Origin of the sequence: Streptomyces aureus (genome assembly GCF_001418135.1) — a bacterium.
GTDB classification, from domain to species: Bacteria; Actinomycetota; Actinomycetes; order Streptomycetales; family Streptomycetaceae; genus Streptomyces; species Streptomyces aureus_A.
In genome coordinates this window covers 1-12,174 of the sequence record NZ_LIPQ01000118.1, presented here as the reverse complement: position 1 = coordinate 12,174, position 12,174 = coordinate 1, and the positions used below count along the sequence as shown (strand labels likewise).

At 73.1% G+C, this 12,174-nt stretch carries 8 protein-coding genes; 3 read left to right on the top strand and 5 right to left on the bottom strand.

The genetic code is table 11. The features are described from left to right. Positions 1-126: 126 nt before the first annotated feature. Positions 127-5,547, top strand: coding sequence for a trypsin-like peptidase domain-containing protein (locus tag AOK00_RS37030; RefSeq protein WP_079041961.1), 5,421 nt, complete (start codon positions 127-129; stop codon positions 5,545-5,547). Between the two features lie 6 nt (positions 5,548-5,553). After that, complete coding sequence (locus AOK00_RS12335) at positions 5,554-6,633, top strand: trypsin-like serine peptidase (RefSeq protein WP_055600364.1); 1,080 nt, start codon at positions 5,554-5,556, stop codon at positions 6,631-6,633. Between the two features lie 95 nt (positions 6,634-6,728). On the opposite strand, the gene AOK00_RS12330 is transcribed toward AOK00_RS12335, so the two are convergent. Beyond that, positions 6,729-7,328: a hypothetical protein gene (locus AOK00_RS12330; RefSeq protein ID WP_055600362.1), complete on the bottom strand. Its 600-nt coding sequence runs from the start codon at positions 7,326-7,328 to the stop codon at positions 6,729-6,731. Positions 7,329-7,363: 35 nt separating this feature from the next. Next, complete coding sequence (locus tag AOK00_RS12325; protein WP_055600361.1) at positions 7,364-8,032, bottom strand: maltokinase N-terminal cap-like domain-containing protein; 669 nt, start codon at positions 8,030-8,032, stop codon at positions 7,364-7,366. Positions 8,033-8,622: 590 nt separating this feature from the next. Here AOK00_RS12325 and AOK00_RS12315 point away from each other — a divergent pair. Further along, entirely contained in the window at positions 8,623-9,090 is a 468-nt protein-coding gene (locus AOK00_RS12315) for a GreA/GreB family elongation factor (RefSeq protein ID WP_055600359.1), read from the top strand. On the opposite strand, the gene AOK00_RS12310 is transcribed toward AOK00_RS12315, so the two are convergent. Genes AOK00_RS12310 through AOK00_RS12300 form a run of 3 tightly spaced genes read right to left on the bottom strand, consistent with a single transcriptional unit; the run spans position 9,032 to position 12,110 of the window. Continuing rightward, positions 9,032-10,531 (bottom strand): phytoene desaturase family protein, encoded by a 1,500-nt coding sequence (locus AOK00_RS12310; RefSeq protein ID WP_079041959.1) that lies wholly within the window; start codon positions 10,529-10,531, stop codon positions 9,032-9,034. The two genes, AOK00_RS12315 and AOK00_RS12310, sit on opposite strands and share 59 nt — an antisense overlap. A gap of 40 nt (positions 10,532-10,571) precedes the next feature. Beyond that, positions 10,572-11,207 carry a DUF1345 domain-containing protein gene (locus AOK00_RS12305; protein ID WP_055600358.1) on the bottom strand — a complete coding sequence of 212 codons (636 nt, stop codon included), beginning with the start codon at positions 11,205-11,207 and terminating at the stop codon, positions 10,572-10,574. A gap of 36 nt (positions 11,208-11,243) precedes the next feature. Beyond that, on the bottom strand, positions 11,244-12,110 hold the full coding sequence (locus tag AOK00_RS12300; RefSeq protein ID WP_254047343.1) for a family 1 encapsulin nanocompartment shell protein: 867 nt from the start codon (positions 12,108-12,110) through the stop codon (positions 11,244-11,246). Positions 12,111-12,174 lie beyond the last annotated feature (64 nt).

Sequence of the window (12,174 nt, the reverse complement as noted above, 5' to 3'; positions counted from 1 at the left end):
CCCCACAGCGATTGCGGCCCCTCCGGGCCGGTGAAACGATGAGGGGGACGGGCCGTCCGGCCCGATCAGTCACGTCCCGGCGCCGGAGCGACCGGCGCTGCGCCAAGAGCGCCGGGCAGGTGCGGTATGCCGCTCACCGAAACCGAGTGGGGACTCGTCGCCAGCTGGGTGCGGGATCACCTCCTCGACACCCCCGACCCACGCGAAAAGCTGCTGCGCTCCGGCCTCCCGGCCGATTTCGTCGACGACCTGCCGCTCACCCCGGAGGCCGACCGGAACGCCCTGCTCGTGGTCTCGGCCGCCCGCCGGGACATCGCCCACCAGCGCCGGCTGCTCACCGTCCTCACCAACCTCGAAGCGCTGGCCGCCATCGACGCCCCGCACGCCTTCGAACAGGGCGCCGAGGCCCGGAACCTCCTCACCCGGCTGCGGGAGGACGAGAGCCTGCGGCGCTCCCCGCAAGACCCCTTCCACAGCCACCTCCTGAAGCACGGAACGGCGGTCTTCCTGGACCGGTCCGAGCTGCGGGAGAAGCTGCGGGGCTTCCTCGCCGATCCGGAGCAGACGGTGCTGATCGTCGACGGTCCCCCGGACAGCGGCCGCTCCTACACGTACGAGTTCATCCGTCATCTCGGCCAGCACGAGGACTTCCGTCCGGTACGGGTGACCCTGTCCCGCACGTCGACGGCAGCAGGTCTGATGGAGCGGCTGGCGGCCTTCGTCGCGGGGCCGGAGGCCGAGGCATTTCCGTTGAACCCCACACGGTTGAACGATCCACTGCCTTGCTTCGAGGACGCGGCGCACCGGATCGTCGCCCGCGCCAGCGCCGCCGAGGGCCGCTTCTGGCTGGTCCTCGACGACTGCGACCGGCTCGACCCGCACTCGGACGTGTGGGACGCCATCGGCGTCCTGGCACGGGCGATCTACGAGCACACCCCGGTGCGCGCCGACAACGTGCCCCGTCTGGTGCTGCTGGGCTACGCCACGACGATGCGCCAACTCCCTTACGAGATCCGCAAGAACGAGTGCAGGGACACCACGCGCCTCGCCGACGAGGGCGATCTCCTCGCCTTCTTCCAGGAGTTCTTCACCGACACGGCCGCCCCGGGGCAGGAGGACACCGTCCAGGCACTGACGGAAACGGCCGTGGCCGAGGTGCTGCGCGCCGTGGACGCCCCTTCGAACGGTGACAGTTACATGCGCCGGCTGTGCACGGCCGTGGAGGACGTCGTACGACTCCACCGGACACTGCCACCGACGACGCCACGGTCCGACGGGGCCGCCCACGTCCTGCGCGACGCCCTGCGCGCGAGCCTGCCCGCTCCCGCCGCTACCCTGGACGATCCGCGCCGCTCCTACCGCGAAGCCGCCTGTCTCCTCCAGGAGTTCGACCCCGCGCTGCTCCGTCTCCCCGGCGAGGAGCGGTCCACCGGGCGGGCCGTCCTGGAACTCGTCGACGACTCCACCGCGCTGCCCTCCCCCGGGGCCACGGTCTGGACCCTCAAGCCCGAGGTCCGTGAGGCGGCCCTCACGGGCCTCGCGGGCCCCGGAGCCGCCCTGGACGCCCTGCGGACCAATATCGGCCTGCGGCCCGAGGGCCCCGGCCCGGAGCGCACCGCCCTGGCCCTCCTCACCGGCACCGAAGCGGTCCTGCCGCCCACAGACCCACAGCCCCGGGCCCAGGCCCTGGCGCACCACGACGACGTCGAGGAGCTGTCCCACATCCTTCAGGCCGTGCTCTGGCTGAGCCGGGTGCCCGGCGTGACCGGACTGCCCCCCGTCGACGAGGTCCAGCACCGGATCGAGACGGCCCGGCTGCTCCAGCCGATGCACCGGCTGATCCGGGGCACCTTCCACGGCCGCACCGCCGAACTCGACGCCCTGCACGCCTACATCGCCCTGCCCGAGGAGCCGGCCGAGCCCCCGGTGCTCCTCCACGGCATCGGCGGCATCGGCAAGAGCACCCTGCTCGCCAAGTTCCTCGTCGATGCCCTGGCCGCCTCGCCCACCGGATTGCCCTTCGCCTACATCGACTTCGCGCGTCCCACCCTCTCCGTCCACGAACCAGCCACCGTGATCGCGGAGATGGCCCGGCAGCTGGGCGTCCAGCATCCCGCCCTGCACGCCGACTTCGAGAAGCTCGCCGACGAATGCGAGCAGACGGCGGCGGCGCATCGCGGGGAACGCAACGAGCTCGACGAACTCCATCAACTGGCCGGTACTCGGGCCACTCTCGCCCGTGACTACTCGGCCGACTTCCACGCCCGCGCCAGCGCCCGGGAGCAGGAACTGGCGCGCCGGATCGCGTCCCTGGTCGCGGAGGCCGTCCGGCCGACGTCCGAAGGGACGCCGCCGCCGTTCGTCGTCGTGCTCGACTCGGCCGAGGAGGCCCAGTACCGGGGCTCCCCTCTCATCTCCCGGATGTGGGCCATCTGGGCGGCGCTGCGGGCGGAGTACTCCCGCCTCCGGTTCATCGTCTCCGGGCGTGCGCCGTTCGACCATCCGGCCCGGGTCCTCACCCCGCGCACCATGGAGCTCGCCGAGCTGGACCACCAGGCCTCCGTGGACCTCCTCATGTCCTCCGGAGTCGCCGACGAGGCGCTCGCCGAGGACCTCGCGGAGCGGATCGGCGGCCATCCGCTGAGCCTCAAGCTGGCGGCACGTACGGCGGTCACCGTGGGCAACGACTCCCCCGCGATCGGCGGGCTCCTGCGCGGACTCCCCTCCCGGCGCCGCTACTTCGACCGTCAGGTCGACCAGATGCTCATCCAGGGCACGCTGTACGACCGCATCCTCAAGCACATCGCGGAGGACGACGTCCGGGCCCTCGTCCAGGCGGGACTCGCACTCCGCTTCATCACCCCCGACCTCGTCCGGGAGGTCCTCGCCGGTCCGGCGGGACTGGATGTGGAGACCGCCGCGGAGGCCCGGCGGCTCTACGGGCTGCTCACCTCGCGCGTCGACCTGATGGAGTCGGCCGGTCCCGATGCCATCCGGCACCGGGCCGATCTACGGGCCATCATGCTGCGCCTCTCGGACAGTGCGCGGACCGATCTGATGCGGGCCGTGGACCGCAGCGCCGTCGCGTACTACGCGGTCCGCGAGGGGGCCAGGAACCGCGCCGAGGAGATCTACCACCGGCTCCGGCTCGGAGAGAACCCCCGTACGGTGGAGGAACGCTGGGATCCGGGCGTCGCCGTCTACCTGGGCGGTTCGACCCACCTGGAGATGCCGCACCGCTCGGCCGCCTTCCTCCTCGGCAGGATCGGCGGCCACGTGCCCGACCAGATCATGACCGACGCCGACCAGGAGGACTGGGAGCGGATCGCCGCGCGCGAGGTCGAGGACCTGCTCACCCAGGGGTACGTGGAGGCCGCGGCACAGCGGCTCGCCGAGCGGCGCCCCTGGACGCCGTGCAGCCGGCTGCACGCGCTGCTCGCCGAGACCCTCGCCCGCTCCGGGCGGACGGCCGAGGCGCGCGCGGGCGCCGAGCGGGACGCGGACCGGGCCGAGGAGGCGGGCTGCGCGGAGACCCAGCTCGAACTGCTCCAGCTGTCGGCACGGCTCGCGCAGGACACGGGCGACTTCGCGGACGCGGACCGGGACCTCCAGGAGGCCGAGGAGATCGCGGCGGGTCTGGGGCTGCGATTCGAGTCCCTGGGCATCCTCGTCGCCCGGTCGCGGCTCGCCGACCTCGCCGACCTCTCGGACGTCGACGCGGTCCCGGCGCGGGAGCGGCTCGCCCGGACGCTGCGCGGGATGCCCGACGCCGACCTGGCCCGGCAGCCGTCGCTGGCCCGAACGGCGGCGGCCACGGCCTGCCCGGAGGACCCCCGGCTCCTGGAGCACACTCTCCGGCTGGTGGGGCTTCCGGCGGACGAGGAGGCGGTGGTCACCGAGCTCGCCCGCTGGATCGACACCACCCTCGCCGACGAGCCAGGACTCCGGTGGCCGCTGACCCGCATCCTGGAGACGGCGGCCGGAAGGGCCGCCGTGTACCCGGACGACACGACACACCTGGACCGCGAGCGGATCGAGTGGGACCTGAGGGAGGCACGGCGGCGCGGCACCCTGGACAGTGTCGCCCGGCAGGCGCTCACGCTCCGCGACGACAGCGGGGCCCTGTTGCTCGGGGTCGCCTCCGCGATGGACGCGGGCCCGCATGTGCGCGGGACGGCGCCGGAGGATGCGGCCGGAGGCGTGCCGGACGGAGGTTCCGCGGGCGACCCCGCCCCCACCGGAACACCGTCGGAGCCCTGGGCGGGCGCGCGACCTCGTCATGGCGGTACGGGTCTGTGGACGCGCCCGCCGCCGACCGCCGCCGGAGCCGCGCTCCGCAAGGAGCCGTTCCTTCGTCAGCAGGAACTCGTCCGGGTCCGCAACGCCGCCATGGAGGCCGGGCTCGCGGACCGGGCCGTCCGCCTCGCCCTCCTCAAGGGCATCCCCGGCTACTTCACGGCCACGCTCGAACCGCTGGACGACCCACGGGAACAGATCCACGCCGACCTGAACGCGATGAACCAGGTCGAGCGGCTCATCGACGGTCTGGTGCCGCTGGAGATCTGGCTGCACAACGCCATCGAGCAGACCCGTGAACCGGGACCGCGAGCCGTCCTCCAGGGCGCCCTCGACACCGTCGCCCGCGCGATCACCGGCGAGGCGGAGCTGCCGGCGGAGATGATGCCCGGGGAGATGAAGGAGGAGATCGTCCTCCAGGACGACACCGTGCCGTACGAGTTCCTGCACGGCGGGATCCGGGCCGGCGCCTCCGTCGCGCTCCTGCGCATCCCCCCGTACGAGTCGGGCGCACCGCTGCTGCCGTCCTATCCGCACGGCGGCACGGGCTGGATGATCGCCCCCGATCTCCTCATCACCAACCACCATGTGGTGATGGCCCGTTCGGCCGAGCAGCCGGGCGTCCGTCCGTATGTCAGCGACGAGGACCTGCGCCTCCAGGCGCTCATGTCCCGCTCCCGCTTCGACTTCGTCGAGAACGCGGCGGCCGCCCCGGAGGCCACGGTCGGTGAACTCGCCGCCTGGGACGCGGGCCTGGACTACGCCATCGTCCGGCTCTCTCCCGACCAGGCGAGCCGCCCCACGCTCCGGGTCGCCACCCGGCCGCTGCTCGTCCGCGAGCGGCAGCGCGTCCCCGTCAACATCATCCAGCATCCCGGCGGGCTGCCGAAGCGGGTCGCGCTGCGCAACAACCTGGTCTACCGGGCCGACGAGCACGACATCCTGTACTTCACCGACACCCGCGGCGGCTCGTCGGGATCCCCCGTCTGCCTCGACGACTGGACGGTGGTGGGCCTGCACCGGGGGACGCGGAAGGTGGACGAGGTCGAGTTCCAGGGCGCCAGGACACGGTTCGTGAACGTCGGCACCCAGATGAGCGGAATCCTCTCCCATCTCCAGGAGTTCACACCGGAGTTGTATGAGGAGATCATGGCGGCCCAGTCGGGCCGGCCGGCTCCGTCGCGCACGGCGAACGCCACGAGCGCCACGAACGGGACGGGCAGGACGAACGGCAACGGGAACCCGAGGTGAGTGAACATGCCGAACGGATCACGGCGTGTGTCGCCGGTCGCGACCGCCACCGAGCGGATCTTCGGGGATCTGCAAGAGGTCGCCGCGCGGGTGCGCGGCCAACTGGAGGCGGAGATCACCGAGTCCGCCTACGAGCTCCCCGCCGACGCGGCGCCGGCCTCCGAGATCTCCCGCTTCGCCCGTGAGGAACGGGCGCGCGTCCTGGAGGCCGGGGTCAGCGGCCTGGAGAAGCTGGCCACGCACCGGGAGGACGAGCTCGACGGCGACGAGTCCTTCGGTGTGGAGGCGATCGTGCTCATGGAGGGACGCCCGGCGATCCTCGTGCAGCGCCAGGACTTCGCCCCGCAGCACGACGAGTGGGCGGTCCTCGACGGACAGCGGCCCGCGATCCGTGAGTCCCTGGTCCGGGTCGGCCGGGTGGAGGTGTCCGGCCATCCGCGCCTGGACTGGATCGGGACGGCGTTCGTCGTCGGGCCGCGCGCGGTGATGACGAACCGTCATGTCGCGGTGGAGTTCGCCCGGTCGGCGAACGGCGACGGCCGGTGGACCTTCGACTACGGGATGTCGGCCCGGGTCGACCCGGCGGAGGAGCTGCCGCTCGCGGGTGCGCCGCCCGGCGCCTCGGCGCAGTACGAGATCACGGAGATCATCGGCATCCACCCGGACGTCGACATGGCGCTGCTGCGGATAGAGCCGTCGGCGGACGGCTCCCTGCCCACCCCGCTCGCGGTCGCGGCGGACGCCCCGGCGAGCGTCCCGGGCCGCCGGGTGTACGTGGTCGGCTACCCGGCCTGGGACGGCCGGCGCAACGAGCCGGAGTCGATGCGCCGGATCTTCATGGACGTCTACAACGTGAAGCGGCTCCAGCCGGGTGCGGCCACGGAGTTCACCCCGGGCGGCCTGGTCCTGAAGCACGACTGCTCGACCCTCGGCGGCAACAGCGGGTCCCCGGTCTTCGACCTCGACGACCACCGCGTCCTCGGCCTCCACTTCGGCGGCCGCTACGGCACGGGCAACTTCGCGGTCCCTCTGTGGGAGCTGGTGGACGACCCGCTGCTGGCCGCGGCGGAGGTCAACTGGGTCTAGACCCCGTCGCCAAACTCCCGCCGGGCGACGACGGGAGTGTGACGACAAGGCCAGGAGGTCCGCGTGTCGATCGGGCCGGGGACCGATCCGGGCGCTCAGCCGAACCAGACCACCAGCCGGACGTTCTCGTCGCCGTACTCGGCCGCGAGGCCCCGCATCGACGCCCACACCGGGGCCCAGTCCCCGTCCGACGGAACGATCATCCCGGGCGTGAGGACCACCGGACGGTAGACGGCGCCGTTCAGCCGGACCTCGCCGCCCGGTGGCCATTCGCTGGGGAACAGTTCCTCGCCGAAGAGCTCCGTCGCCGCGGCGTCCACCTCGACCGGCGTCCAGAGCACTGCGCGCAGGACGAGTTCGCCGTCCGGCCCCGGCCGCCACTCCCCCACCCGGTTTCCGTCGGGGGCGTCGCAGACCGGCGCGTCCCAGTCGACCGCCGCGATCTCGGCCCAGGTCGCGTAGGAGTGGCTGTGGTTCAGTTCGTCACACTGCTTCGGCACCTCGTCGCAGGAGTCCTCCGGCCATCCCCGCGCGTCGAACAGCGGCCGGTCCACGCCGAGGCCGCCGCCGTAGCCGAACAGGCACTCGCGCGCGTCCCGCTGCTTCCCGAGGTCGAAGTCGAACAGATCCACCTCCATCTCCCAGGCCGCGCCGGCCGTTCGCGCCTCGATCACTCCGTCGATGAACGTCCCCATGGAAGCCGCCTGCCCTGTCGGGGCGTCGACAGTTCCTAGGACCCGAGCCCGGTGACCGCGACGGCGAACACGCCCCGGACGGCGGTTCCGTCGGGGAGTCGCCACTCGGCGGTGACTCCGCGGCCGTCACCCGGGGCCAGGTCCGTGCCGGCGTCGAGGACCCGCCGTACGCGCAGGGTCAGCGGGGGCGCGTCGGCGGTCCGCACCACCACGTCCGTGTGGTCCGGGCCGTCCGTGGCCCGTACGAGCTCCGCCTCGGCCGCGCCCGCCGTGCCGTCCACCGTCACCGGCGAGACGGAGACGGTGAGGTCCGGCACGCCGGTCTGGGACTGGGCCTGCGCCTGGGCGCGGCCGGTGAGGAGCGCGTACAACTGGGCGGCGAGCACCGGGTCGTGGGCACCGTCGTAGATCCAGCGCTTGCCGAGGACGCCGTGCTCGGACGTGCCGACGAGGGCGTGCTCGGCACCGTCCAGCGGCTCTCCGCGGTACGTCAGGGGGACGAGGTACGTGGTGGCCCCGTCGCCCTCGCCGTCGGTCACCGCCATGAACTCGATGCCGACCTCGCCCGCCGGGTCGTCGAGCCGGAAGCCGCCGACCCGCGCCGGTCGCGCCTCCGTGCCCGTGTGCCACGCGCGGGTGGGGAGCCATTCGGCGAGCAGTTCCAGCTTGGTCGGCTGCATGGTGGTCTCGTGGATGACGGCCATCGTGCGGGTCTCCCTCTCGTTCGCGAGTCCGGTCCACCTCCTCCGTGGCCCGGGCATCGGCAACGTAACAGACATGCCGCGGAGCCACGTTGCGAGGCGGGGCGCCCCGGCCTGGCCCGGGAGCGGAGTGTGGTCCCCCGCCGGCAGGAGGCCCGCCGTGAGGTGCTCACGCACATGCCGCGGGCGCCTCTGCGCGGGAATGACGGCTATGGGACTCTTCGCCGCCCCGCTGGGGCGCGGGTACCGCCCTCGCCGCCGAACCAACCGCCCCGGGCCCCTAGCGGCACCCCGCTGCACGAGTTCGTCCAGAAGAACGTGCTGGACCCGGCGGGCCTGGACCACACCATCTTCCCGACCGACGCCGCGATCCCGGACCCGCACGCGCACGCGCACGGCCACACCATCCCCGGACCACGTCTTCGACACCCCGGTCACCGCGGCGGCCCCGAGCAGCCCGAGCCCGAGCGGGAACCGACCCGGACACCCGGCGGTCTCCCCTGCGACGACGGCCGACGACCTGACTGATAATGTCAGAAATGCCACTTTTGACCTGCGACACGTCGCCGTGCCGCCGCACCACGGGAGCAGGAATGACCGGTGGACCCGAGCCCATGAGCGCCGTCGCCCGCGAGGCACTGGAGCGGGAGCTCGACGACCTCCGCACCGAACGCGAGGCCGTCGCCGTCACCCTCAAGGGCGGAGGCGGCGACCAGACGGGCGACCGGGCCGATCAGGCCGACGAGCTGGAGCGCGCCACGGAACTCGACCGGCTCGACCGCCGTATCGACGACATCGACGGACGGCTGCGCGAGGCGGACGCGGCGGGCGCGCCGCGTACCGACGCGGTCGGCGTGGGCAGCACCGTGACCGTGCGGTTCGAGGACGGCACGGAGTCGACCGTCCAGATCGGTGAGGTCGCCGCCGTGCTCGACCGGACGATGGTCACCGCCGACAGCCCCCTCGGCGGCGCGCTGCTCGGCCACCGCGCGGGCGACACCGTCACGTACGCGACACCCGAAGGGCAGGCCACCGCGGTCGTGCTGTCCATCGGCGACTAGCCGGCCGATCGCCCTGCCACGAGGCCCGCGCCCCGAGGTGGCGCAGCACCGACGCCGCCGCTCCCGCGCCGCACATGCCGTGGGCGCCGGGGCCGGGCGGGGTGGCGGCCGAGCAGAGGAACACGCCGGGCAGTCCGGTGACGTACGGGTCGATCGCGGGGCGTGCGCCCAAAAGGAGTTGGGAGACGGTCTTGGCTCCGGTGAGGATGTCTCCGCCCGCGAAGTTGGGGTTGGCGGCGGCGAAGTCGGCGGGGCGGGTGATGTGTTGTCCCACGATGCGTTCTCGGACGCCGGGCGCGAAGCGTTCGAGCTGCCGCAGGATCGACTCCGTCGCGTCCCCCTCGTAGCCGTACGGGACATGGGCGTACGTCCAGACGGGGTGGACGTCGCCGACGGACCGGGAGGGGTCGGCGAGGTACTGCTGTCCGACGAGCACGAAGGGCCGCCCGGGCATCCGACCCTCCGTCACCTCCCTTTCAGTGAAGGCCACTTCGGCGAGCGGACCGCCGAGATGCACGGTGCCGGCGCGCCGGGCCCGTTCGTCCGTCCAGGGCACCCCGCCCTCGACGGCGAGGTCGACCTTGAAGGCGCCGGGGCCGCGCCGGAAGCGCCGGTACGCGGCGGACACCCGGGCCGGCAGCCGGTCGCCGTAGAGGCGCGCCACCTGGCCCGGGTCCAGGTCGAGGAGGGTCACGTCGGCGGGCGGGAGCTGCCGGCGGTCGGTGATCCGTACGCCGGTGTGGATCACGCCGCCGTGCTCGGCGAGTACGGCGGCCATGCCGCGCGTGATGGCGTGCGATCCGCCCTCGGCGACGGCCCATCCCGCGGCGTGACCCGCGGTGAGGATGCCGAGCCCGATGGCCGAGCTGAACGGGTCGGAGAGCGGGCGGAAGGAGTGCGCGGCCACCCCGGCCCACAGCGCCCGCGCCTGCGGCGTGCGGAAGAGCCGCGCGAGGGCCGAGGCGGGCAGCACGGTCGGCAGACCGAAGCGGGCGAGCGGCAGCGGATGCGCCGGGATCCGGAGCAGCGGGCCCATGACGTCGTCGGCGAGCGCGTCCCACCGTCGTACGGAGGGCTCCACCAGGGCCCGGTAGCGGGCGCCGTCGACGCCGAGCCCGGCGGCGGTCTCCGCCACGGACCGGCGCAGGACACCGGCCGTTCCGTCGTCGAGGGGGTGGACGCAGTCGATCTCGGCCTGCCGCCAGCGCAGCCCGTGGCGCTCCAGGCCGAGCGAGCGGAGGGCGGGCGAGGTGACGGCCATCGGGTGGATGGCGGAGCAGTGGTCGTGCAGCAGACCGGGCAGGATCGCCTCGAAGCTGCGGGTGCCGCCGCCGATCTCCTCGGCGGCCTCCAGGACGGTGACCTCCAGGCCCTCGCGCGCGAGCAGGGCGGCGGCGGCGAGCCCGTTGGGCCCGGCGCCGACGACGACGGCCGTGGTCATGACGTGGTCTCCCGGGGCGGAGTCTCCGTGCGGGTCTGCCTCAGCCCGTGACGATGCCCGTGACGAGGTTGATGGTGGTGGCAAGGATACTCGCGCCGAAGACGTACGACAGCAGGCAGTGACGGAGCGCGATCGCGCGGATCGTCGTGCTGGAGACATCGGTGTCGGAGACCTGGTAGGTCATGCCGAGGTTGTAGCTGAAGTACAGGAAGTCGCTGTAGCGGGGCGGTTCACGGGAGTTGAAGTCGATCCCGCCACCGGGCTTCAGGTAGTAGATGTACGCGTACCGGGTGGCGTACATCAGGTGCAGCGCCGCCCACGCCATGAACACCCCGGCGAGCGCGGTCGCCGCGGCGGCGTGGCTCAGGTCCGACCTGCCGACGAGGAGCAGGACGACGATGCCGACGAGTCCGCCCACCGCCGTCCCGACGACGGCCAGCTCCTCGACGACGGGCCGGAACTCCTCGCGGCGTACGTTGCGATGGGTGGTGGTGGCGTCCATCGGCCACAGCGTCACCCACCCGGCGACGACGAAGACCGTCTCCCCGACCGCGATCGCGGAGAGGACGCCCAGCGGCGCGTGGGTGGTGGCGCCGACGACGGCGCCGACCGCCGCCGCGACCAGCGCCGAGACGGCGAGCCGGGGCACGGCGGAGAGCAGCAGCGGACTCTTCATGGCGTCGGGCCTCCCGGCTCTCGGGCCTCCGGAACCTCAGGCGCCCGGTGCGTCCAGGACGACCACGGCCTCGTCGGTGTAGGTACGGAAGGTCAGCGTCTCCTGGAAGTACAGCTGCACGCTGTTCGTGTCGTGGCCCGTGTAGCCGATCGCCAGGTCCTGGCCGAGGATCAGCTCGAAGTCGCCGCCCCGGGTGGACAGGACGAAGCCGCCGCGGAGGGCCGGCGCCCAGATCGGCGAGCCGTCGAGCATGCGGCCGAGGTGGGCCGCGATCGGGTAGCCGTGGTCGGAGGTCTCGCTGACCGCCCGGTACTCGTCGGCGCCGAGGAGCAGCGCGTAGGGGCCGTCGACGCCGGCGAGGCGCAGCGCGGTCAGGGCCCGGCTGACGGCGTCGGGGTAGTCGCGCGGCTCGGTGGGGAGCTGGACGACCGGGTTGGAGGACCGGGTGCGCAGACCTTCGACGCCGGCCGCCCCGTACCCTTCGAAGATGGTGCGGTCCTCGACGAACGCCATGGCGCGCGCCGCGTCCTTGACGGGCTGCCAGTCGGAGTCCTTCGAGCCGCGCTCGACGTCGTCGACGGCGGCCCGGTCGACGGTGAAGGGCACCCTGAGTTCGAACAGGGGCTTCGCCTCGCGCAGCCGCGCGGTGACGCCGGGAGCGGGGGAGCCCATGTCGCTCAGATGCCCCGTGCCGACGGCGGCGAGGTTCGGACCTCCGGGGTCGGGGACGTCGACGACGCGCCGGCCCGCGACGTTGCGGCGGAACGTGCGGCGTGCCTCCTCCTCGATCTCGGCCCAGGCCGCCGGGGTGATCGGGGCGAGTTCGCGGTGCAGGTTGTTCGTGTCGGGGCCGTGGTACGGGTCGCTCGTGGGGCCGGGGGTCGTGGCTTCGGGGGTCGTCATGGGGAGTCAGGCTCCTTTCAGGCCGCCGATGCCCAGGGAGTCTCCCTGGCGGACGGCGGCGTCC